19 protein-coding genes are annotated in these 21,505 nt (G+C 62.8%); 6 read left to right on the plus strand and 13 right to left on the minus strand.

Going from position 1 to position 21,505, the window contains the following annotated elements:
* Nucleotides 1-46: 46 nt before the first annotated feature.
* From ACQ4WS_RS17425 to ACQ4WS_RS17445, 5 genes are all read right to left on the minus strand, one after another.
* On the minus strand, nucleotides 47-1,528 hold the full coding sequence (locus ACQ4WS_RS17425) for a flagellin N-terminal helical domain-containing protein (protein WP_436478252.1): 1,482 nt from the start codon (nucleotides 1,526-1,528) through the stop codon (nucleotides 47-49).
* A gap of 329 nt (nucleotides 1,529-1,857) precedes the next feature.
* A complete protein-coding gene (locus ACQ4WS_RS17430; RefSeq protein ID WP_436478345.1) occupies nucleotides 1,858-3,429 on the minus strand; it encodes a GGDEF domain-containing protein in 1,572 nt (523 codons plus the stop codon).
* A 201-nt stretch (nucleotides 3,430-3,630) separates the two neighbouring features.
* Nucleotides 3,631-4,278, minus strand: a complete 648-nt coding sequence (locus tag ACQ4WS_RS17435; protein ID WP_034753998.1) for a response regulator — start codon at nucleotides 4,276-4,278, stop codon at nucleotides 3,631-3,633.
* An 18-nt stretch (nucleotides 4,279-4,296) separates the two neighbouring features.
* Nucleotides 4,297-5,811: a sensor histidine kinase gene (locus ACQ4WS_RS17440; protein WP_436478254.1), complete on the minus strand. Its 1,515-nt coding sequence runs from the start codon at nucleotides 5,809-5,811 to the stop codon at nucleotides 4,297-4,299.
* A 17-nt stretch (nucleotides 5,812-5,828) separates the two neighbouring features.
* Entirely contained in the window at nucleotides 5,829-6,416 is a 588-nt protein-coding gene (locus ACQ4WS_RS17445; RefSeq protein WP_436478256.1) for a hypothetical protein, read from the minus strand.
* A 115-nt stretch (nucleotides 6,417-6,531) separates the two neighbouring features.
* Here ACQ4WS_RS17445 and greB point away from each other — a divergent pair, with 115 nt between their 5' ends.
* A complete protein-coding gene (greB, locus tag ACQ4WS_RS17450) occupies nucleotides 6,532-7,098 on the plus strand; it encodes a transcription elongation factor GreB (protein WP_436478258.1) in 567 nt (188 codons plus the stop codon).
* 69 nt (nucleotides 7,099-7,167) lie between these two features.
* Complete coding sequence (locus ACQ4WS_RS17455; RefSeq protein ID WP_436478260.1) at nucleotides 7,168-7,809, plus strand: transposase; 642 nt, start codon at nucleotides 7,168-7,170, stop codon at nucleotides 7,807-7,809.
* A gap of 60 nt (nucleotides 7,810-7,869) precedes the next feature.
* Here ACQ4WS_RS17455 and ACQ4WS_RS17460 read toward each other — a convergent pair whose 3' ends face one another.
* The 4 genes from ACQ4WS_RS17460 to ACQ4WS_RS17475 form a co-directional block, all read right to left on the minus strand.
* Nucleotides 7,870-10,152, minus strand: coding sequence for a RelA/SpoT family protein (locus ACQ4WS_RS17460; protein ID WP_436478263.1), 2,283 nt, complete (start codon nucleotides 10,150-10,152; stop codon nucleotides 7,870-7,872).
* Between the two features lie 82 nt (nucleotides 10,153-10,234).
* Nucleotides 10,235-10,438, minus strand: coding sequence for a DNA-directed RNA polymerase subunit omega (gene rpoZ / locus ACQ4WS_RS17465; RefSeq protein ID WP_010400723.1), 204 nt, complete (start codon nucleotides 10,436-10,438; stop codon nucleotides 10,235-10,237).
* Between the two features lie 59 nt (nucleotides 10,439-10,497).
* Entirely contained in the window at nucleotides 10,498-11,136 is a 639-nt protein-coding gene (gene gmk / locus ACQ4WS_RS17470) for a guanylate kinase (RefSeq protein WP_099762610.1), read from the minus strand.
* Nucleotides 11,137-11,272: 136 nt separating this feature from the next.
* Nucleotides 11,273-12,163 (minus strand): YicC/YloC family endoribonuclease, encoded by an 891-nt coding sequence (locus ACQ4WS_RS17475; protein WP_436478266.1) that lies wholly within the window; start codon nucleotides 12,161-12,163, stop codon nucleotides 11,273-11,275.
* Nucleotides 12,164-12,464: 301 nt separating this feature from the next.
* Between ACQ4WS_RS17475 and rph the strand changes: the two genes are divergently transcribed.
* From rph to hemW, 3 genes are all read left to right on the plus strand, one after another.
* Complete coding sequence (gene rph, locus ACQ4WS_RS17480; RefSeq protein ID WP_086140126.1) at nucleotides 12,465-13,193, plus strand: ribonuclease PH; 729 nt, start codon at nucleotides 12,465-12,467, stop codon at nucleotides 13,191-13,193.
* Nucleotides 13,194-13,331: 138 nt separating this feature from the next.
* Nucleotides 13,332-13,916 carry an RdgB/HAM1 family non-canonical purine NTP pyrophosphatase gene (gene rdgB, locus ACQ4WS_RS17485; protein ID WP_425253697.1) on the plus strand — a complete coding sequence of 195 codons (585 nt, stop codon included), beginning with the start codon at nucleotides 13,332-13,334 and terminating at the stop codon, nucleotides 13,914-13,916.
* On the plus strand, nucleotides 13,913-15,187 hold the full coding sequence (gene hemW, locus ACQ4WS_RS17490) for a radical SAM family heme chaperone HemW (RefSeq protein ID WP_436478269.1): 1,275 nt from the start codon (nucleotides 13,913-13,915) through the stop codon (nucleotides 15,185-15,187). The genes rdgB and hemW overlap by 4 nt, the downstream gene beginning before the upstream one ends.
* On the opposite strand, the gene ACQ4WS_RS17495 is transcribed toward hemW, so the two are convergent.
* From ACQ4WS_RS17495 to ACQ4WS_RS17505, 3 genes are all read right to left on the minus strand, one after another.
* Nucleotides 15,184-16,371 carry a tetratricopeptide repeat protein gene (locus tag ACQ4WS_RS17495; protein ID WP_436478271.1) on the minus strand — a complete coding sequence of 396 codons (1,188 nt, stop codon included), beginning with the start codon at nucleotides 16,369-16,371 and terminating at the stop codon, nucleotides 15,184-15,186. The two genes, hemW and ACQ4WS_RS17495, sit on opposite strands and share 4 nt — an antisense overlap.
* Nucleotides 16,372-16,501: 130 nt before the next feature.
* The gene (locus ACQ4WS_RS17500) at nucleotides 16,502-18,220 is read right to left on the minus strand and encodes a methyl-accepting chemotaxis protein (RefSeq protein ID WP_436478273.1); all 1,719 of its coding nucleotides are present in this window, start codon (nucleotides 18,218-18,220) and stop codon (nucleotides 16,502-16,504) included.
* Between the two features lie 121 nt (nucleotides 18,221-18,341).
* The gene (locus tag ACQ4WS_RS17505) at nucleotides 18,342-19,415 is read right to left on the minus strand and encodes a patatin-like phospholipase family protein (protein WP_436478275.1); all 1,074 of its coding nucleotides are present in this window, start codon (nucleotides 19,413-19,415) and stop codon (nucleotides 18,342-18,344) included.
* Nucleotides 19,416-19,619: 204 nt separating this feature from the next.
* Here ACQ4WS_RS17505 and ACQ4WS_RS17510 point away from each other — a divergent pair, with 204 nt between their 5' ends.
* On the plus strand, nucleotides 19,620-20,480 hold the full coding sequence (locus tag ACQ4WS_RS17510; protein WP_436478276.1) for a hypothetical protein: 861 nt from the start codon (nucleotides 19,620-19,622) through the stop codon (nucleotides 20,478-20,480).
* A 67-nt stretch (nucleotides 20,481-20,547) separates the two neighbouring features.
* On the opposite strand, the gene tal is transcribed toward ACQ4WS_RS17510, so the two are convergent.
* Nucleotides 20,548-21,483 (minus strand): transaldolase, encoded by a 936-nt coding sequence (gene tal, locus ACQ4WS_RS17515; RefSeq protein WP_436478277.1) that lies wholly within the window; start codon nucleotides 21,481-21,483, stop codon nucleotides 20,548-20,550.
* Nucleotides 21,484-21,505 lie beyond the last annotated feature (22 nt).

Consider the following 21,505-nt stretch of genomic DNA (forward strand, 5'->3'; position numbering starts at 1 on the left):
CGGCAGGGGAACCTGAGTCCAGCGATGTGACGTTGCTAATCGAAGATTAGCCGCGCAGCAGGCTCAGCACGCCGTTTGGCAGCGAGTTCGCTTGCGCCAGCATGGCGGTACCAGCTTGTTGCAGGATCTGGCCACGGGTCAGGCTGGCCGTTTCTGCAGCATAGTCGGTATCGACGATGCGGCTGCGTGAGGCGGACAAGTTTTCCGTCGTCGATTGCAGGTTGGCGATCGCCGAGGAGAAGCGCGATTGCAAAGCACCGTACTGTGCGCGTTGGCTGTTGACCGTGGACAAGGCTGCATCCGTGATCTTCAGTGCCAGCTGGGCGCCGTCGAACGTGGTGACGTCGAGCGAGGCAACCGATTTCAGCGTCGAACCAACGTTCGTAGTTGCCGCTGCTGCCGCGCCCAGACCCAGGCCGGAACCAGCATCGGTAACGGAGAAGCTGCTGTCGGAGTCGAATGTCACGGTGCCGTTGCCCACTGCAACGATATTTGCTGCTTTGGTGTCGGATGCCGTCGTCAGGCCGCCGGCCAGCGTATAGCTGGCCACGTCCAGACGCGGCGCAGCGGTGGTGCCGTTGGTCAGTTTGATGTCGGCACCGTTGGTATTACTCAGCTTGATACCCTTATTCGTCGAGTCGTAGCTGGCGCTGATGCCAGTTTTCGCCGTTTGAGCATTAATCGCGTTGATGCCAGCGGCAAAGTCAGCGGATTGGTTGGCCGAACCTGTTACTGAGAACGAGACGGTTGCCGCAGCACCGGCGCCGGTATTGTCGCCGACTAATGCGAAGGAGTACGAACCGGCATCCATGCCGACGTTGACTTCCGTCTTGGCCGTTGCCGTTACGCCCGTCGAGGCGGTTTTGGCGTTCAGGGCGGCAGCGATCGATTTGGCGGAATCACCTGCGGCGGCGGGCGTGTGACTGGCCGTGCCCAGTTTACCGTTGATCGTGATCGCGCCATTCGTGGTTTTCGAGGTGGTGCCGACGGCGACTGCACTGTTTTCCACGCGGTTATTGCCGTAGGTGCTAGTCAGGAAGTTGGCGCCATTGGCCGAAATCAATTGGTTGGAATCGGCACCGACCTGGAAGTTGGCCGTACCCATCGTGCCGTCCAGCAAAGCCTGGCCGTTGAACGAGGTGGTGGTGGCGATACGGTTCAGTTCCGAGTTCAGCTGGCCGACTTCGGTTTGCAGCGCCTGGCGGTCGCTGGCCGAGTTGGTGGCGTTCGACGATTGCACGGCCAATTGGCGGATGCGTTGCAGGATGTCGCCCGAGCTCGACAGTGCGCCTTCGGCCGTTTGCGCCAGCGACACGCCGTCATTGGCATTGCGGGTCGCTTGCGTCATGCCGTTAATTTGCGACGTCATGCGGTCGGAAATCGCCAGACCGGCGGCATCGTCTTTGGCGCTGTTGATACGCATACCGGAGGACAGGCGTTGCAGCGAGGTGCTCAAAGACGATTGCGAGGTCGACAGGTTGCGTTGCGAGTTCAGGGAAGCGATGTTGGTGTTAATTACTGCAGCCATGATAATTCTCCAAACGGGTACTACATTGCGCTATGTGCTAGTCACTTTGGCCTGCCCCGCTGTTCCGGGACAATCAAGCCGCTGTTGTTTAGGGTAACGGTTGCTCTGCAGGAAAATTGATGGCGAGAAGCGCTTTAAATTTTAATTTTCAGCCCTTCAGTTTGCGACTGGCCGCGCGCTAAACGGCATGTTTTAGAGAAACTTGAGGGTAAAAATAGTTTTATTTTTATATCGCGCGGATGCTGGAGGAGTACTGCTTGTTATTGTTTTTGCCATGAAGGTGCCGTCCGGCCGGGTGGCGGGACGGCATGTCGTGCAGCGGGCAGGGCTCAGTCCGCCACCACCACGCGGTTCTTGCCCGTTTGCTTGGCCTGGTACATGGCGCGGTCGGCGCGCTTGACCAGCTCGGCCTGGTCTTCGTTGGGCAGGCGCAGGGCCACACCGGCGGAAAAGGTGATCAAGACTTTTTCGTTGTCGTGCAGGAAGAAATGCCGGGTCAGCTCGCGCTGCAGCCGCGTCATCGTCGAGGCGGCCGCATCGACCGTGGTTTCTGGCAGCAGGATGAGGAATTCCTCGCCGCCGAAACGGGCGATGACGTCCATCGAGCGCAGGGTTTCCTTGACGATCTTCACCAGGTGTTTCAAGGCGGCATCGCCGGCCAGGTGGCCGTAGGTGTCGTTCAGGCGCTTGAAATCGTCCAGATCCAGCATGGCGATGCACAGCGGCGTGCCGCGGCGGTCGGAGCGGGCCGTTTCGCGTTCGAACACGTCATCCAGGCCACGCCGGTTCAGGCTGCCCGTCAGCTGGTCTTCCCGCACCAGTTCGCTCATATGCTGGAGCTTCGCTTCCAGGGTGTGGATGCGTTGTTCCGCATCCTGCACTTCCTGGCGCGCCAGCACCATTTTGTCGCGCGCGCGCAAGGCTTCGTTCTGCACCATGCGCGTTTCGCGCAAGACTTCGTCGAGAACGCTGTTCAGTTCGCTGATATTTTCTGCCTGGCTGATCTTTTCCGAATAGCCGCCGATCTTTTCATGGAAGTCGCCCGTGCTGGCCGCCACTTGGCCCAGTCGGTCGATGAAGGTCATCATCATGTTTTTGACCGTCAGCTTGACGTCGGACAAGCTATGCTTGAGCTGGCCTTGTTTGTAGATGACTTCCTTCAAGCTGCGTGTGGCGTCTTCCAGCGCGCGCTGGTCGAGCGGGCCGGCGATCAGGTTTTGCACGGCATCGACCTGGCCGCGCAGCCAGCTGTCGTCGTCGAGCAACTGGCTGACGTTGTCCAGCAGCAACTTGAACAGGCGCAGCAGCAGTTCCTGCTGCTCGGCCGTGTCGCCGCTTTTCAATTCGATCTGGTAGCACAGCTGTTTCAGGCGCAGCGCCGCTTCGTTCAGCGCTTCTTCCGTATGGGCCAGTTTGATGGCCGCGCCCAGCGATTCGGCTTCTTCCACCAACGCTGGCGTGCCAGTCAGCAAGGTGGCGACGGCAAAGCCCAGGGTACGGCTGAGCAATTCACGCAGGGTGCGCGTCTGTTCACCGTCCGGCAGGGGCGGCAATTCGATGCCGCCGCCTTTCTTGACCTGTTTTTCCGCCAGTTGCGCCAGGGTGCGCGCATAGCTGTCCCAGTCGCGCGCTTTCAGGGCGCGCTGGAAACGCCGGCCAAAGTCGCCCAGTTCGCCCGCTGATTCGCTCATCTTGGCGGCAAACTGCGTCAGGACGTTTTCCGCGCCACTCTCTGTGGGTGCGCTGGCGGCCAGCACGGCTGCCGGCGCGGCAGGGCTGTCCGCCGGTTCGCTGATGCCGGCGATTTCATTGTAGATATCGCGGTAGGCGCTCGGCGTCGGGGCGATGCGGCGCGTCGCCAGGCGGCGAAACGCTTCGCGGGCGATGTCGGCCGGGTTCATCGCCGCAGCGGCGGCGGTACTCGTGGCGCCAGCGGGAGCGCCTGCTGGTGAAGATGGCAATTTACTGGACATGTAGGCACAGCCTTTTCAGATATTTCTCATTATCCTCATGATATGCGAGTTGGCAAAGAACTTATTGTGCGAGAAGCAAGGAGAAGTCCTGTCAATTCGCCCGATGCCAGCGGGCATGCCGCTTTGCCGTCAGTCGACCAGCTGGTTGCGGATGGCGTAATGCGTCAGTTCGGCGCTATTCTTGAGTTTCATCTTGACCAGCAAACGGGCGCGGTACTCGCTGACGGTTTTCACGGACAATTTCAGTTCTTCGGCGATGGCGCCCACCGCCTTGCCCGAGGCGATCATGACCAGGGTCTGGTATTCGCGGTCCGACAAGGTGTCGTGCAAGGCCGTTTCGTGGTCTTCGCCCACCGTGTTGGCCAGTTCCTGCGCCAGCGAGGCGCTGATGTATTTTAATCCCTGCGCCACCTGGCGGATGGCCGTGACCAGCTCGCGCGGCGCGCTCTGTTTCGTCAGGTAGCCGGCCGCGCCCGCCTTGAGCGAGCGGATGGCGTACTGGTCCTCGCGGTGCATGGAGAGCATCAGTACGGCCAGTTCCGGCTTTTCCTTCTTGATCTGCTTGAGCACCTCGATGCCGCTGCGGTCGGGCAGGGAGATGTCGAGCAGCAACACCTGGCATTTCGAGCCGCGAAACAGTTTGATGGCGTCGTGGCCATTCTCGGCCTCGCCGGCCACGATGATGTCCTTCGTATCGGCAAGGATTTGCTTCAAGCCCTCGCGCACGATCGCATGATCGTCGGCGATGAATACCCGGATGGTGGCTTTTTCTTTCATGACTGCGTTGTTTCCTATCTAATTCACCTGCTCGGCCGCGTCTGGCGGCGGCCCGCTGTGCGCGGGCGTACTGGCTGCAGCCGCTATTATCGCCTCTCGCGCTGTGCTCAGCCGGATTTTTATGCTCAGGATGGTGCCGCCATCCGGCCCATCCATCAGGCTCAGGGTGCCGCCCAGCGCGCTGGCGCGTTCGGCCATGCCGCGGATGCCGAACGATTGCGGCTTGGCGCGGTCGGACAGGCGCATGCCGACGCCATTGTCGGCGATCGACAGGCTGATATGCTGGCGCTGGCGGGCCAGGCGCACGCTGACCTTGCTCGCATGCGCATGCTTGGCGATATTCGTCAGCGCCTCCTGGGCGATGCGGAACAGGCTGGTTGCCTGGTCCAGCTCCAGTTCGATATGCTGGCGGTTTGACATGAACTGGCATTCGATGCCGGCCTGGCGCGCGAATTCCTTGACTTGCCAGTCCAGCGCGGCAACCAGGCCCAGGTCCAGCATGGAGGGGCGCAAGTCCAGCGAAATGCGGTGCACGGCATCGATGCTGCGGTCGACCAGGGCATCGACATAGTCGGCCTTTTCCTGCAGCAACGGGTCGTCCGGCGGCAAGCGGCGCGTCAGCATGGCCAGCGCCATCTTGATCGCCGTCAAATTGCCGCCCAGATCATCGTGCAGTTCGCGCGCCAGGCGCGTGCGTTCGTGTTCCTTGACCTTGTCGATATGTGCCGTCAGCTCGGCCAGGCGGGCGCGCGACTGGCGCACTTCGATCTGTTCCAGCCGGCTTTCCGTGATATTCGTCATGATGCCTTCCCACTGCACCGTGCCGTCGGCCAGCGCGCGCGGCGTGGAGCGCAGGTTGATCCATTTGACGTCTTTCCAGGCATCGATCCAGATGCGGCCTTCCCAGTTCCAGCTCCACAAGGCGTTTTTTGAGGCCTGCATCGATTCCAGATACGAGGCGCGGTCATCGGCCAGGATCAACTCATAAAACAGTTCCGGGCGCGCGTGCAGTTGCGCCGGCCCCAGGCCCAGCAGGGCCTGGCAGCCATCGCTCAGGTAGGGAAAGGCGGCGCGCCCATCCGCATGCAGGCAGAACTGGTACACCAGGCCCGGCGTATTCGAGACGATGGCGTTGAAGCGCGACTGCACCTGCGCCAGGGCGGCCGCCGTCGCCTGCGGCGTGCGCAAGTCTTCGCCCTCGGCCAGCAGCAGGGCGCGCCCCTGGCGGCTGGCGCGCGACAGGTGCAGGCTGAGCGAATACAGGCTGCCATCGCGGCGGCGCTGCTGCACGTGCAGCCGGGCTTGCGCGCCGATGCTGTCGTCCAGGGTGGCCAGCACGGCGGCCAGGTGCTGCGCGTCAAGCTGCGGCGCCAGCGTGAAGGGCGTCATCGCCAGCAATTGCTTGCGTGCATACTGCAAGTTGTCGCAGGCGGCATCGTTGGCGTCCAGCAATTGCAAGCTGGCAGCGTCAAACAGATAGATTTCCGGCGCCGCCGCGCGCATGGCGGGCGCCAGCCGGGGAGTGTGGTGCATGGAGTGGCCTTTCTTCATCAGCGGCGGGCGCGCCAGAAGGCGGCGAAGCGGCGCAGCACCCTGGCAGGGCGGGAATGATGGCGCCCTGGCGTGCCCTTGCGCAAGCGCTGCCACCAGGCGCGGCGGGCGCGGCCCAGCGCGGCCGACAGGCGGCTGACACGGCGCCAGGGGCGCGTGGCGCGCAGGCGGGCGATCCAGCGGTCCTTGGTTGTCATGAACCGGCCGTGCCAGCGCGCAAACCACGGCAAACTCAATAGGGTAGGGCGCGTCAGGCTGTACAGGCGGGCCACGGCGGCCGCGCCGCCCAGCTTGGCGATGACGATCACGCCGATGCCGGAAAATGCATGGCCGCGCGCGATCGCCAGCAGGGCCAGCAGCTTGACGGGGAACAGCAGCACGGCCGGCAGCACGAAGATGGCCAGCGCCCAGTACGGCGGCAGGCGCTTGATCCACGCTTCCAGTGCATGCAGGGGCGGAAATTGCGCGATCACCTGCATCAGGCGCGTCCCGGTCGCCCACAGCCACTCCTCGATCAGCAGGAAGATGGCGGCCAGGTAGACCAGCGGCGCAAACAGCCAGCGCCTGACTCTGTAGAATTTTTTCATCCGTCTCCGTGTGCGGCGCAGATTTGCCGCGATTGCCACGATGATACGTCAAAAAAGCCCGTTTGCCCCCGCATCCCGTGTGCCTGCGGCTCCCTGGCGGGGCTACAATAGGCAGATGAATAAAGCCTTTGTAAAAGAATCCGACAACGACGACGATGAAGAAGCGGCCGCGCTGGCGCTGGCCATTCCCGCCGGCGCCAAGAATTACATCACGCCGGCCGGCTACCAGCGCATCAAGGAAGAGCTGCTGCAGCTGATCGACGTCGAGCGTCCTGAAGTCGTGCGCATCGTCCATTGGGCGGCGTCGAATGGCGACCGTTCGGAAAATGGCGACTATATCTACGGCAAGCGGCGCCTGCGCGAAATTGACCGCCGCATCCGCTTCCTGACGAAACGCATGGACCTGGCCGCCATCGTCGACCCTAGCGTGCACCATGGCAACGACCAGGTGTTTTTCGGCGCCACGGTGACCTACCGCACCAGCGACGGCGAAACGCACACCATCACCATCGTCGGCATCGATGAGTTCGACCCCCTGAACGGCAAGATCAGCTGGGTCTCGCCCATGGCCCGCACCATCACCAAGGCGCGCGAAGGCGATCTGATCACCCTCAACACGCCGCTGGGCGAGCAGGAACTGGAGTTGCTGGAAGTGACGTATCCGGCGCCGGGGGAGGCGTAGTTTGCGTTGACGCAGGGTTAGTCTTAGTAATCGTGTCACGCTGGGAGTTTCCTTTACGGGAGTGCGACCATGGCCCGCGTCCAGCGTTTGTTTATGCCTGGCATGCCCTTGCATGTGGTGCAGCGTGGGGCGGACAGGCAAGCATGTTTTTTTGAGCCCGCCGATTTCCTTTGGTATTCACAACAATTGCAGCGGCACTCCAATACCCAGGGCTGCTTGCTGCATGCCTATGTCTTGATGACGAATCATGTGCATTTGCTGCTGTCCGCAGATAGTGTTCTGGCTGTATCGCGCATGATGAAGGCGGTGGGGCAGGAGCATGCGCATTACATCAACTGGCGCCGCCATCGTAGCGGACCGCTGTGGGACGGGCGCTACAAGTCCTGTGTGGTGCAGGATGTGAGCTACTTGCTGATATGCCAGCGTTACATTGAACTCAATCCCGTGCGTGCCGGCATGGTGTGCTATCCGGGACATTACCGATGGTCCAGTTATCGTTGTAATGCAGAGGGGCGCGAGGATGCCCTGATACACCCACATCCACTTTATTTAAGCATGGGCAAAAACAAGGGTGAGCGGCAGCAAGCCTATGCTGCTTTATTTCATGTTGATGAAGAAGCGGCGCGCCAGGCATTGCGTGTCGCCAGCCGTGGAAATGCGGTCGTTGGAAGTGCCGAATTTGTGAGGGAATTGCAAACCCGCAAAGCGTGAGGGCCGGGGTCGGACCCTGAGGGTCCGACCCCAGTCTTCGTTTTGGGTCTGACCCCAGAGCTAGTTACGCTCACGCAGGATGCGGTTGACCCCGGCGACCCGGCGCACATTGCGCAGCAGGGCGGCCAGGTGGACGCGGTCTTTCACCTGCACGGTGAAGCGCAACTGGTCGAGGACGTTGTCCTTGTCTTCGTCCATGCCCACATAGATGATGTTGGCGTCGGACTCGCCGATCTCGGCGGCCACGCGGGCCAGAATGCCCCGTTCGCTGTTGATCAGCACCTTGATGCGGCAGTCGAAGCGGCGGTTCAGTTCGGTTCCCCAGCGTACGGCGATCCAGCGGTCCGGTTCCTTGGCGCGCTGGCGCTTGGCTTGCGAGCAGTCGCTGGTGTGCACCAGCAAGCCCTGGTCGCGGCGCAACTGGCCGATGATCTGGTCGCCGGGAATCGGCAAACAGCATGGCGCCAGCTGCACGGAGACGCCTTCGGTGCCACAAATGGTGACAGGGTCGAGTTCGCTGCCGCTATTGTGTTCCACGGGCATGCTGGCCGCTTCGCCGCCGATCAAACCAAAAATGTGGCGCGCCACCAGGGTGGCCATGCGCTTGCCGATGCCGATGTCCGCGTACAGCTCGTCCATGGAATTGGCGCTCGATTCGTTGAGCAGGCGTTCTACCAGCGGCGCCGGCAGGTCGGCGTCGATGTTCAGGGTGTGCAGCGCCTGCGACAGCAATTGCTGGCCCAGGGCGATCGATTCGGGCAGGTTGATCGTGCGCAAATGGTGGCGGATGGCCGAACGGGCCTTGCCTGTGCGCACGAACGACAGCCACGTCGGGCTGGGGCGCGACGAGGAATCGGTGATGATTTCCACGATGTCGCCATTGTGCAGCTCGGTGCGCAAGGGCGAGGTTTCGTTGTTGATCTTGACGGCCACGGTCTGGTCGCCGATGCCCGTATGGATCGAGTAGGCGAAGTCGATGGCCGTGGCGCCGCGCGGCAGGGCGATGATCTTCGACTTCGGCGTAAACACGTAGACGGAATCGGGGAACAGGTCGACCTTGACGTGTTCGAGGAATTCGGCCGAGTCGCCCGTCTGCTGCTGGATGTCGAGCAAGGATTGCAGCCACGCATGCGTGCGTTGCTGCAAGTCGGACGGGTTCGATTCGCCGCTCTTGTACAGCCAATGCGCCGCCACGCCGGATTCGGCCGTGCGGTGCATTTCCTGCGTGCGGATCTGGAATTCGACGGGCGTGCCGTAGGGGCCAATGACGGTCGTGTGCAGCGACTGGTAGCCGTTCAGCTTGCGGATCGCGATGTAATCCTTGAACTTGCCCGGCATGGGCTTGTACAGGCTGTGCAGGGTGCCCAGAGTCACGTAACAGTCGGCAAAACTGCCCACCACCACGCGGAAGCCGTACACGTCCAGCACTTGCGAAAACGACAAATGCTTGCTGCGCATCTTTTTATAGATGTCGTACAGGGTCTTTTCGCGGCCCGTGACGTCGGCCTCGAGTTCGGCCATGGACAGGGTGCTTTTCACCGCTTCCATGATCTTGTTGACCACTTCGCGCCGGTTGCCGCGCGCCGCCTTGACGGCTTTCGCCAGGGTGCGGTAGCGCATCGGATACAGGTGCGAGAACGACAGATCCTGCAGCTCATGGTAAATATTGTTCAGGCCGAGACGGTGCGCGATCGGCACGTACACTTCCATGGTCTCGCTGGCGATGCGGCGCTTTTTTGCCGCCGTCATGAAGTCCAGGGTGCGCATATTGTGCAGGCGGTCGGCCAGCTTGATCAGGATCACGCGCACGTCGGACGCCATGGCCAGCAGCATTTTGCGGAAGTTTTCCGCCTGCGCTTCGATCTGGCTCTGGAATTCGATCTTTTCCAGCTTTGACAGGCCGTCGACCAGGTGCGCCACGGGTGCGCCGAAGCGCTCGATCAATTCATCCTTCTTGACGTCCTGGTCTTCCATGACGTCATGCAGCAGGGCTGCCATGATGGCTTGCGCGTCGAGTTTCCAGTCGGCGCAGATTTCGGCGACGGCGATCGGATGCGAGATATACGGCTCGCCCGAGCGGCGCATCTGGCCCAGGTGCATTTCGTCGGAGAAGCGGTAGGCTTCCTTGACTTTTTTCAGGTCGGCGGGAGACAGGTATTCGGCCAGCTTGTCGGCCAGGTGACTGACGGAGGCCACGCCCAAGGCGGGTGCTGGCGGTGAGGTGGAGGCATTCCCGGTGGACGTGCCGACGCCGGACGCGGAAGCGCCCTGCGATTTTGCCGCCTGGCGCGAGGCCAGGGGCGGCAGTGCTGCGGAAGTCGTGTCGGCTGGGGTCAGACTCATAAAACGTCGCGATGCTTCACAGTGTGAATAAAGGATACGGTAGAACCAGGGGTCAGCACTGTTCCGGCACGCGGGTTCCCACTTACATCGGGACCTTTTTCAGCATCTCGATGCCGACTTTGCCGGCAGCGATTTCACGCAGTGCGACAACGGTAGGCTTGTCCTTGGCTTCCACCTTTGGGGTGTGGCCTTGCAACAACTGACGTGCGCGATAAGTCGCAGCCAGGGTCAGCTGGAAACGGTTAGGGATCTGCTTCAGGCAATCTTCGATTGTGATACGGGCCATAGTAACTCCTAAATTTTATGCGTGGTGCGGGGCGCTGTGTGAACTGGCGTGCAGACGAATTACTCTGCGTGCAGGCCCAACTGGGCGAATAGCGATGCGTTGCGGGCCGCTTGTTGCGCAAACCGGCAACGGGCCGCTCTCACGATCGCGCTCAGTTCGGACAAAGCGACCGTAAACTCTTCATTGATAATAACATACTCGAACTCGGGAGCGTGTGCGATTTCGCCGCCGGCCGCCAGCAGGCGGCGCGTGATCACGTGCTGCTCGTCCTGGCCGCGCTTGTTCAGGCGTTCTTCCAGCGCATCGATCGATGGCGGCAGGATGAAAATGCCGGCTGCGCGGGGGAATTGCTTGCGCACCTGGCGCGCGCCTTGCCAGTCGATTTCCAGCAGGATATCGGTGCCGGCGAGCATCTGCTGTTCTACCATGATGCGCGAGGTGCCGTAGTAATTGCCATGCACTTCCGCCCATTCCAGGAATTCGCCCTGGTCGGCGCGCGCGACAAAGTCTTCCGCCGTCGTGAAGTAATACTCGCGGCCATGCTGCTCGCCCGGACGGGGCGCGCGCGTGGTGGTCGAGATCGATAATTTGATGCCGGGCTCTTGCGCCAGCAATGCATTGACCAGTGTCGATTTGCCGGCGCCCGATGGCGCGGCGACCACGAACAGGCTGCCGGAGAAGGCGGTAGGGTGGCTCATGCGGATCTTTCAATAATCGTGTTGTTGGCGCCGATGCTCGCACAGGCGGCGCCCAATCCGGTATTTTACCAAGAGGCAAGGCTGTGAGCCAGTCCCAAAGAGGCCGGCATGGCCGGCGCCTGGCGTGGCTGACGGCTTACTCCAGGTTCTGCACCTGTTCGCGCATTTGCTCGATCAGCAGCTTCAAATCCATCGAGGCGTCGGCCAGTTCCTTGACGGACGCCTTGGCGCCCAGCGTGTTGGCTTCGCGGTTCAGTTCCTGCATCATGAAGTCGAGGCGCTTGCCCACTTGCCCGCCCTTGGTAAGGATGTGGCGCGTTTCGCCCAGGTGGGCTGACAGGCGCGCCAGTTCTTCCGAGACGTCGATGCGGATACCGTACAAAATGACTTCCTGGCGGATGCGCTCCATGGCGTCCTGGCGCGACAGGGCCGAATTCGAGCCCTGGCTGGCCAGACCCAGCGCATCCTGCATGCGTTCGATGGCTTTTTGCTGGAAGGCCGCCACCACTTGCGGAATCAAGGGCGTGATGCGCTTGACGATGGCTTCCATTGCCTCGATGCGCGACACCAGCACCGCTTCGAGCGCCGCGCCTTCGCGCTTGCGGCTGTCGACGAAGGCGGCCACGGTGCGCTTGGTCAACGCGCCCACGTCCGCCTGCAAGGATTCTTGCCCCACTTGCGCTTCTTCGATGATGCCAGGCCAGCGCAACAGTTCGGCCACCGTCATGACGGGGGCGGAGACAAAATGCTGGCCCACTTCGTTTTGCAGGCGCGCCAGTTCGGCAAGCAGGGGCAGGTTCAGCGCCTGCGTGCCGTTTGTGGCGGCCTTGCGGCCAAAGCTCAGGCGTACCTCGACTTTGCCGCGCGTGATGGCGGACATGACGGCGGCGCGCAAGTCTGGCTCCAGGGCCCGCAGATCGTCGTTGATCCGGAATTGCAGGTCGAGAAAGCGCGAGTTGACGCTCTTGATTTCAATTGTCAGTGTGCCTGCAGCACCTTCGCTGGTGGCAACCGCGTAGCCTGTCATGCTTGAAATGCTCAAAGGATTCCCCGATTTGATCTTGTATATAGTCACTTATACACTTAATCAGCCAGCGCAGGCAATACCGCCCGCGCCGCAAAACAGGACCGAAGAGCACGGTGGCCTGAAAATTGCTGAATAGTGTGCGTTTTACGGCATTGTAAAGAAAATTGTGTTTGGCGGGGCAGGATTGTAGGGATCATGTGCGCGCCGCCTGCCATTGCGTCTTGCGCTGTTGCATGACTGCAAATAGACGGGCGCGCGGTGGTAAAATCGCTGCCGCAACCCCAATCACACAGGATATCCCATGACATTTGAATCCCGCCCGAGCGGCCGCGCCGTCGACGCGCTGCGCGCCATCCGCATCACCCGCCAGTACACCAAGCATGCCGAAGGCTCGGTGCTGATCGAGTGCGGCGACACCAAGGTCATCTGTACCGCCAGCATCGAAGACAAGGTGCCAGGTTTCCTGAAAGGCAAGGGCCAGGGCTGGTTGACGGCCGAGTACGGCATGCTGCCACGCTCGACGCACACGCGCATGGACCGCGAAGCGGCACGCGGCAAGCAGTCTGGCCGCACGCAGGAAATCCAGCGCCTGATCGGCCGCTCGCTGCGCGCCGCCTTTGATTTGCAAGCCTTCGGTGAACGCACGCTGCACCTCGATTGCGATGTCATCCAGGCCGATGGCGGCACGCGCACGGCCTCGATCACGGGTGCCATGGTGGCCGCGTATGACGCGTTCTCCCAGCTGCAGGCGCGCGGCGCGATTGCCGCCATTCCCGTCAAAAGCTTTGTCGCCGCCATCTCGGTGGGCGTCTACCAGGGCATGCCGGTGCTGGACCTGGACTATGTGGAAGATTCGGGCTGCGACACGGACATGAACGTGGTGATGACGGAAGCGGGCCACTTCATCGAAGTGCAGGGCACGGCCGAAGGCGCCGCGTTTGACCGCGCCGGCATGAACCGCCTGCTGGACCTGGCGCAGGGCGGCATCGCCGACTTGATCGCCCTGCAGAAGCAGGCGCTCGGCCTTTAATCTTTACCTGGATTTACATCCTCTTGCCCGCCGCGCCGGGCAAGCAGCCCGCATTTGCCGCCGTTCAGCGCGGCGCTGGGCCAAGGTGAGGGGAGCGCAAAAGGTTTACAATGTCGGCACTTCAACCGGACTACTGACATGACCCAACGCCTCATCCTCGCCTCGAATAACGCCGGCAAGCTCAAGGAATTCAACGAGCTGCTCTCGACCATCGGTTTTTCCGTCCACGCCCAGGGCGAGTATGCCGTGCCGGAAAGCGACGAACCATTTCACACCTTCGTTGAAAACGCCCTGCAAAAGGCGCGCCACGCATCGCGCCTGACGGGCTTGCCGGCGCTGGCCGACGATTCCGGCGTGTGCGTCAATGCGCTCGGCGGCGCGCCGGGCGTGTATTCGGCCCGTTATGCGGGCGAACCGAAATCGGACGCCGCCAACAGCGCCAGGCTGATCGCCGACCTGGAAGCGCATGCCGACAAGTCCGCGTATTACTACTGCGTGCTGGTGTATGTGCGCCATGCGGACGACCCGCAGCCGGTGATCGCCGACGGCCGCTGGAATGGCGAAATGATCGCCACGCCGCGCGGCAACGGGGGCTTTGGCTACGATCCGCATTTCTTTATTCCCGCGCTGGGCAAGTGCGCGGCCGAACTGACGTCCGACGAAAAGAACGCGCTGTCGCACCGTGGCCAGGCCCTGCGCGCGCTGGTGGAAAAGCTGCGATGATCCCTATCAAACTGGTGGGCGCCGTCGCCAAGTCGGCCGCCAAGCCCGGCCCCGCTCCCGTGCCGCAGGAAGGCATTTCCGGCGCCGCCGGGGCGGCCCTGAAATACCTGCAGCCGGGCGCGCTGAACCTGGCGGCCCTGCCGCCGCTGTCGCTGTACATCCATTTCCCGTGGTGCGTGAAAAAATGCCCGTATTGCGATTTCAATTCGCACGAGGTGCGCGGCGACTTGCCGGAAGCGGAGTACCTGGCCGCCCTGCGGCTGGACCTGGAAATGGCGCTGCCGCTGATCTGGGGCCGCAAGATCCACACCATCTTCATCGGCGGCGGCACGCCCAGCCTGATGTCTGCGGCGGGGCTGGACCGGCTGATGTCGGACGTGCGTACCTTGCTGCCCCTGGAGCCCGACTGCGAAATCACCATGGAAGCCAATCCGGGCACCTTTGAAGCGGAAAAGTTCAAGTCCTACCGGGCCAGCGGCATCAACCGCCTGTCGATCGGCATCCAGAGCTTCAATGGCCGCCATTTGCAGGCGCTGGGCCGCATCCACGACGACAACGAGGCGCGCCGCGCGGTGGACATCGCGCACGCCAATTTCGACAATTTCAATCTCGACCTGATGTACGCGCTGCCCACGCAAACCCTGGCCGAGGCGCAGCAGGACCTGGAAACGGCGCTGTCGTTCGCGCCGCCGCATTTGTCGCTGTACCACCTGACGCTCGAACCAAACACCCTGTTCGCCAAGTATCCGCCGGTGCTGCCGGACGACGACGAGAGCGCCGACATCGCCGACATGGTGGCCGCGCGCGCGGCGCAGGTCGGCTACGGCCGCTACGAAGTGTCGGCCTATGCGCAGCCGGGCCGCCAGGCCAGGCACAACCGCAATTACTGGGAATTCGGCGACTATCTGGGCATCGGTGCGGGTGCTCACTCGAAGATTTCGTTCCCGCACCGCGTGCTGCGCCAGGCCCGCTACAAGCAGCCGCGCGCCTATATGGACGCGGTACTGGCAGGTAAGCCGGTGCAGGAAGAGCGCGAACTGGCGCGCGAGGAAATGGGTTTTGAATTCATGCTCAATACCCTGCGCCTGACGCAGGGTTTTTCGCCGAACCTGTTCGCCGAGCGCACGGGCCTGGCCATCAACGCCATCGAGCAGCCGCTCAACGCGGCCGAAGCGAAAGGCTTGCTGTACCGCGACCACCAGGTCATCCGTCCGACGGAACGGGGATTGTGCTTCCTGAATGACCTGCAGCAGATGTTTTTGGAAGATTAATACGCGGTGGCGGCGCGCAGGCGCTGCAGCTTGGCCGCGTACAGGCCATGGTCGCTGCGCGTGGTGCTGTTGTCCATCGCCAGTTCCAGCTGGCGTCCAGCCTGCGCCAGCTGGCCCATGCGCGCATACGCCTGCGCCAGCCAGAAGTGGAATTCATGATAATAGGGATCGCGCGCGATCTCGCGCTTGAACAGGCGCGCCGCTTCCTGATAGTCGGCGGCGTCCATGGCGCGCTGGCCCAGCTTGAAAAAGTGGAAGGGCGGTTCTGGCTGCAGGGCCAGCAATTTGCGCCGCAGCAGCTGCGCTTCATCTGCGCGTCCCAGGCCGTCGAGTGCCTGCGCCAGGTTCGACAGCAACACGGTGTTCGATGGCGAGCGTTCCAGTGCGTAAGCGAGCGTGCGGCGCGCCGGCTCGATGTCGCCGTGGCGCAGCTGGATGATGCCCAGGGTATTGAAGGCGCCGACAAACGTGGGGTCTTGCAGGATGGCGGCGCGGGCATACCAGTAGGCTTGATCGAGCTCGCCGCTGGCCATGGTTTCGGCGGCGCGGTTATTGAGGTACATGGCCAGGATGGTTGCCTCGCTGACCGTGCGCGTGCGCTGCCCCGTCAGATCCTGGGCCGGCAGGAAATCGATCAGCAGTTCCGCATCGGCGTCATAGCTGTCGCTGTTCTGCGCCAGCTTTCGGCCCAGCACCAGGTTGACGTGGCCGGCGACAAAATACATGTCGCCGCTGCGGCTCCAGCTGTTTTCCCCCAGCACGCTCTGGTAGCGTACTGCCAGCCCCATTTCCTTGGCCAGCGCGGCCGTCATCAGCACCAGCGACAGGCAATTGCCGCTGCGGGCATCGAACGCCTGCGCCGCCGTGCGCGTCATGGCGGCATCATATTCCAGCTGCAGCCCGGCCCTTTTACCCAGAGCATCGGCGAGCGCGCGGCGGGGATTCTTGCCGCGTGCCTCGCGGGCGATATCGATGCGTACATAACGGTGCATGGCCTCACTCACGGCAAACGCCTGCTGCGGCTCGACCGGCACGGTGGGCGCGGCAAAGCTGGCATCGTTGAACAGGTCGGGCGGAGGCGGGGTGGCGGGCGCCGTGGCGCAGCCGGCAAGGGCTGCACACAGGAGCAAGGGGCGCAGGAGAACCTGGCGCAGCTGTTCGCTGATGCCGCGGATACATTTCATGTTCGTGCTCCCGCAGAACTATGTCAGGCGCAACACATATTGTTGCCGGTGGTGCACCCTGCCACCTGAAACAAGTATCCTCGCGCGCCACGGCGCTGTCAAACCCTTTTGACGGGCCCAGTTGCCAGTCTTAAAACTCTTCCCAATCCTGCTCGCCAGCCAGGTTCGCCTGGGGCTTGCGTGCAGAAGGCGCGCTGCTGGCCGCGATGCCCGGCTGCCTGGCGGTGACGCTCCTGGCAGCCGGCTTGGCCAGCTGGGTGTGCACCGGCCGCGCGGCGCGCACCGGCGCTGCCGTAGCCATGTGTTCGAGCTGGAAGCCGGCCGCCACTTGCGCCAGGCGCGCGGCCTGGTCCTGCATGCTTTCGGCCGCTGCCGCCGCCTCTTCCACCAGGGCTGCATTCTGCTGCGTCACCTGGTCCATCTGCGCGATGGCCTGGTTGACCTGGTCGATGCCCAGGCTTTGCTCGGCACTGGCGGCAGTGATCTCGGCCATGATGTCGGTGACGCGGCGCACGCTGTCGACCACTTCGCCCATGGTGCTGCCGGCTTGTTGCACCAGCCGCGTGCCGTTGTTGACCTGTTCCACCGAGTCGCCGATCAGGGTCTTGATTTCGCGCGCCGCCGCGGCTGAGCGTTGCGCCAGGCTGCGCACTTCCGTGGCGACGACGGCAAAGCCGCGCCCCTGCTCGCCGGCCCTGGCCGCTTCGACGGCCGCGTTCAAGGCCAGGATATTCGTCTGGAAGGCGATGCCATCGATGACGCCGATGATATCGACGATTTTCGTCGACGCCGTATCGATGGCGCCCATGGTGTCGACCACCTGGCTGACGATGCTGCCGCCCCGTTCGGCCACGCCTGACGCGGCCACCGCCATCTGATTGGCCTGGCGTGCATTGTCCGCATTTTGCTTGACGGTGCTGGTCAGTTCTTCCATCGACGACGCCGTCTCTTCCAGCGAGCTGGCCTGCTGTTCCGTGCGCGCCGACAGATCCTGATTGCCGGCGGCGATTTCGCCCGACGCCGTGGCAATCGCATTGGTGCCCGTCTGCACTTCCGACACCACCTTGCGCAGTGCCTCGTTCATGCCGTGCAGTGCGCGCATCAAGTCGCCGATTTCATCGCTGGCAGGCGTGCCGAAATGCGTGCGCAAGTCGCCGTCTGCCACGGTTTCGGCCACCTTCACGGCGGCCTTCAATGGCTGCGTGATCGAGCGCGTGATCAGCCAGGCGCAGACGCTGCCCAGCGCCACCACCAGCGCGCACAAGGTCAGCAGCAGGGTGAAGCTGCGCCCGTTGGCCGCCTCGATCGCTTGCGCCGTGGCGTCGATGGCCTGGCGCTGCTGCGACAGCAGGGCCTTGACGTTGTTCTGGTAGTTGGTGGCGGCGGGCGCGAAGCTGTCGCGGTAGATGCTTTCCGCCTGCGCCGCGTCGCCGGCCTTGCGCGCATTCATCACCAGGGTCTTGGCATCCTGGTACTTGACGCGCTCGGCAATGGACGCCTTGAAGATGGCTTTTTCTGCATCGCTGTCGAGCAGGGTTTCGATTTTCTTCAGCAGTTCGCTGCCCTGTTTCGTGCTGTCGGCGATGGTGTCGGCAAACACGTTAGACAGGGTTTCATCCGTGCTTTTGGCGATCATCGAGGTGCGCGCGATGGCCGAGTAAATCAGCACGTACCAGTCCGATACGAGGCGTTCCTTGGCCAACGGTTTTTCCATCATTTGCCGCGTCGCTTCGGCATTCACGTGGGCGCTGTACAGCGCGTACGAGGTGGAGACCGCGGACAGCAGCAGCACCAGCGCGAAGCCTGCAGCCAGGCGCGTGCCGATACGAAGGTGGGAGAGAGCGTGCATGGTCATAACTCCTGTCGCAGAGGGGTTGAAGATTGCCTGTGCGACATAGTATGCACTGAGAAGTGACCAATAGGTAAGCGAAAAACTGCCTGTTTTGGTGACTGTTGCAGCCACGCCCGTGCTACAGGTCGAGCGCCTGGCGCAGGTCCGGCTGCTCTGCCCAGCGGGCGAAGGCGGCCGCCATGCGCTCGCTTTCCGCGATGGCGCGGCGCCAGTCGCGCATGCGCGCCGCGTGGTCTTGCCCGTAATGGGGGAAGTCGCGCCGGTCCGGCAGTTTGCCGTTGGGCAGACTGGCCACGAAGGCGGGCGAAGGCGAGACGAGGATCATGTTGTCGAGTGCGCTATCGCCGCTGCGCGCGCGGCGCCAGGGCATGGCCTTGTCCAGCCAGCCCGGCACGATGTGGTCGGCAAAATGCGGGTACAGCACCAGGTCCGGTTCGCGCTGGTAAGGCAGGTGCAGATGATAGTCGACCAGGCCGCCGTCCCAGTAGCGCCCGGACGGCGCGCCGGCGATGTCCGTCACGGCGTCGAGCAGCAGCGGGATGGAGCCGGAGGCCAGCAGCGCGTCGCGCAGGTTCTCTTGCGCCAGCGGCACGAAATGCGAATGAAAGGCGTCGAAGCGCGAGCGCAGCCAGCTGGCGCCGTCCGGCCCGGCATGGAACACCGCGCGTTCCAGCGAGGCGGCCAGGCGCGCGCGCGCCACGGCGTTGCCGGCGGCCGCCAGCAGGAAGCCGCGCCGGTCGCGCCATTTGCCCGGCTGGGCCAGCGCGCCGATGCCGCGCACGGCCAGCACCGACAGGCTATGGCGTTCGTGCCGCAGCAGCTGTGCATCCTGGCCATCGAGGACGGCGTCGAGCAGGGCGCGGCAGGTGCGGCTGACGTGCGCCGCCTCGGGCTTGTCGGGATAGCGCTGGCTCACGTATTCGCGCACGAGACGGCGCTGCGCTGCCACCGGGTCGGAAAACACGGCGGCGGCCATGCGCCAGGCACCGATCGAGGCGCCGACGAAGTGGCGCGGGCGCGGCGCCTGCGCCAGGAAGTCGCCGAACAGCCAGCAATCGAGCTGGTGCAGGATCAAGCCTTTCGGTCCGCCTGCGGCGGCAGGGACGATGGCGACGTCAAGCGCGCGCAAGCCGTTGTCGGCGATGCGGGCGCGGGCGCGGCGGCCCAGGCGGATGGTGATCGGTGATTGCATGATTAGTCGCTGGCGGCCTGTAGCCAGGTATTTTACCGCCAGCGTGGCGCCACGACGCAATCGCACTCGCCATCGTCACATTGTTAGTATTAATAAATTTCTTTAGGGCAACCATTCCATTGAGAAATGTTGCATAATATAGGACGTTGAATTTTTGGCATGTGCCAAGGATTCCTTATGTCTTGCCTTTTTTATTGGAATCGTATGCAACTGAATCACGCTTTTGTTCTGACCCTGATCGCCGCTTCGCTCGCCGCTTGCGGTGGCGGCGGTTCTTCTTCCCCATCCGACTCGGCCGTTGCCGTGAATACGGTCAAGCCTGCTGATCCGGTGGCGCCCGTCGTTCCCGTCGTTCCCGCCGTGCCGGCCGCCACCGGCGAAAACACAGGCAGCGTCAGCGCCCGTTTCGTTAATGGCGACAACAGCCGCTACGTCTTTACGTCGATCGGCTTGCAGGGCAATGGCAAGGCCAGCACGCTGGTGCAGGATACCTCCGGCGCCTTGAGCACTATCGGCAGTATCGTTCTGACGGGCAACCCGTCCGTGACGCGTGAAATCAGCGGTGACGCGGCCTTTGCGCAGGGACGCTGGTTCAAGGGCGCGTTCAGCAACAGCTCCGGCGCTACGACGTTGAGCGGCAACAATGCCAGCGCGCATTACGTCGCCTATAACGTGCTCGCCGCACTGCCAGCGACCGGCACATTCACCTGCGATGCAGGCACGTTCACGGCGCCAAGCTATACGGGCGGCAGCAGCGTCTCGTCGACCGCTTACTTTGGTACCGTCAGCGGCAATGCCAGCATGTCCTTCGATGCCTCCGGCGCCAAAATTGCGCTGACCATCGACGCCAGCGCAGGCGGCAGCACGGGTAAAGTAACTGCTTCGACGACCATGGCATCGGCCGCGTCGAGCAGCATCACCGGTGGCTACCTGTCGAATGGCACGGGCGCGCAGCTGATGCTGGGCGACGGCGGCGCTGGCCGCTATCTGCTGATCGCCGCTTACAGGGCGCAACTGGCAAATGGCGCCAATTACCAGGGCGTGGCCACATTCCGTTGTTCTTGATCACGCGGGCATGAAAAAAGCGGCGCCGTGCACTGCACGGACGCCGCTTTTTTTACGCCCGTCGTGATTAGCGCAGTGCCGAGATCATCTGTTTCAGCTTGCCGGAATCGACGCAGAAGGCGCGGATGCCTTCGGCCAGTTTTTCCGTCGCCATCGCGTCTTCATTCATCATGAAGCGGAAGGCTTCTTCGTTCAACGACATTTGCACGATGTTGGTCGATGGCGCCGCTTCGGCGCTCAGCTTGCGCTCCACCGGCGCGTTGCTGTCGGCCAGCTTTTGCAGCAGGTCGGGGCTGATGGTGAGCAGGTCGCAGCCGGCCAGTTCGAGAATTTGCGACGTATTGCGGAAGCTCGCGCCCATCACCTCGGTCTTGTAGCCGAACTTGCGGTAGTAATTGTAGATGCGGCGTACCGATTGCACGCCCGGGTCTTCCGCGCCCACGTAGTCGATACCCGTCGATTTCTTGTACCAGTCGTAGATGCGGCCGACGAACGGAGAAATGAGCTGCGCGCCCGCTTCGGCGCAAGCGATGGCCTGGGCCAGCGAGAACAGCAGGGTCATATTGCAGCGGATGCCTTCCTTTTCCAGGATGGCGGCGGCGCGGATGCCTTCCCAGGTGGAGGCGATCTTGATCAGCACGCGCTCGCGGGCAATGCCGGCGTTCGAATACAGGGCGATCAGGTCGCGCCCCTTGGCCACCGTGCCTTCCGTGTCGAACGACAGGCGCGCATCGACCTCGGTGGAGACGCGGCCGGGGATGGTTTGCAGGATTTCCACGCCAAACGCGATCAGCAGGCGGTCGATGATTTCGGCGGTGGAGGCATGCGGATGGTCGCGCACGGCTTTTTCCAGCAGCGGCTTGTATTCATCCTTTTGCACAGCCTTCAGGATCAGCGACGGATTCGTCGTCGCATCGCGCGGCGTGTAAGCCTGGATCGATTGGAAGTCGCCGGTGTCGGCCACCACGGTAGTAAATTGCTTCAGTTGTTCGAGTTGGTTCATGGCTGCACGGGAAAGAGTGAAT

It is taken from the genome of Janthinobacterium leeuwenhoeki (assembly GCF_051380795.1).
In the GTDB taxonomy this organism is placed as follows: domain Bacteria; phylum Pseudomonadota; class Gammaproteobacteria; order Burkholderiales; family Burkholderiaceae_D; genus Janthinobacterium.

What these genes read in the sequence shown, in the direction of transcription:
- ACQ4WS_RS17425 (WP_436478252.1), bottom strand. Translation starts at nt 1,528, where the DNA reads ATGGCTGCAGTAATTAACACCAACATCGCTTCCCTGAACTCGCAACGC.
- ACQ4WS_RS17430 (WP_436478345.1), bottom strand. Translation starts at nt 3,429, where the DNA reads ATGAACCCGGCCGACATCGCCCGCGAAGCGTTTCGCCGCCTGGCGACG.
- ACQ4WS_RS17435 (WP_034753998.1), bottom strand. Translation starts at nt 4,278, where the DNA reads ATGAAAGAAAAAGCCACCATCCGGGTATTCATCGCCGACGATCATGCG.
- ACQ4WS_RS17440 (WP_436478254.1), bottom strand. Translation starts at nt 5,811, where the DNA reads ATGCACCACACTCCCCGGCTGGCGCCCGCCATGCGCGCGGCGGCGCCG.
- ACQ4WS_RS17445 (WP_436478256.1), bottom strand. Translation starts at nt 6,416, where the DNA reads ATGAAAAAATTCTACAGAGTCAGGCGCTGGCTGTTTGCGCCGCTGGTC.
- greB (WP_436478258.1), top strand. Translation starts at nt 6,532, where the DNA reads ATGAATAAAGCCTTTGTAAAAGAATCCGACAACGACGACGATGAAGAA.
- ACQ4WS_RS17455 (WP_436478260.1), top strand. Translation starts at nt 7,168, where the DNA reads ATGGCCCGCGTCCAGCGTTTGTTTATGCCTGGCATGCCCTTGCATGTG.
- ACQ4WS_RS17460 (WP_436478263.1), bottom strand. Translation starts at nt 10,152, where the DNA reads ATGAGTCTGACCCCAGCCGACACGACTTCCGCAGCACTGCCGCCCCTG.
- rpoZ (WP_010400723.1), bottom strand. Translation starts at nt 10,438, where the DNA reads ATGGCCCGTATCACAATCGAAGATTGCCTGAAGCAGATCCCTAACCGT.
- gmk (WP_099762610.1), bottom strand. Translation starts at nt 11,136, where the DNA reads ATGAGCCACCCTACCGCCTTCTCCGGCAGCCTGTTCGTGGTCGCCGCG.
- ACQ4WS_RS17475 (WP_436478266.1), bottom strand. Translation starts at nt 12,163, where the DNA reads ATGACAGGCTACGCGGTTGCCACCAGCGAAGGTGCTGCAGGCACACTG.
- rph (WP_086140126.1), top strand. Translation starts at nt 12,465, where the DNA reads ATGACATTTGAATCCCGCCCGAGCGGCCGCGCCGTCGACGCGCTGCGC.
- rdgB (WP_425253697.1), top strand. Translation starts at nt 13,332, where the DNA reads ATGACCCAACGCCTCATCCTCGCCTCGAATAACGCCGGCAAGCTCAAG.
- hemW (WP_436478269.1), top strand. Translation starts at nt 13,913, where the DNA reads ATGATCCCTATCAAACTGGTGGGCGCCGTCGCCAAGTCGGCCGCCAAG.
- ACQ4WS_RS17495 (WP_436478271.1), bottom strand. Translation starts at nt 16,371, where the DNA reads ATGAAATGTATCCGCGGCATCAGCGAACAGCTGCGCCAGGTTCTCCTG.
- ACQ4WS_RS17500 (WP_436478273.1), bottom strand. Translation starts at nt 18,220, where the DNA reads ATGCACGCTCTCTCCCACCTTCGTATCGGCACGCGCCTGGCTGCAGGC.
- ACQ4WS_RS17505 (WP_436478275.1), bottom strand. Translation starts at nt 19,415, where the DNA reads ATGCAATCACCGATCACCATCCGCCTGGGCCGCCGCGCCCGCGCCCGC.
- ACQ4WS_RS17510 (WP_436478276.1), top strand. Translation starts at nt 19,620, where the DNA reads ATGCAACTGAATCACGCTTTTGTTCTGACCCTGATCGCCGCTTCGCTC.
- tal (WP_436478277.1), bottom strand. Translation starts at nt 21,483, where the DNA reads ATGAACCAACTCGAACAACTGAAGCAATTTACTACCGTGGTGGCCGAC.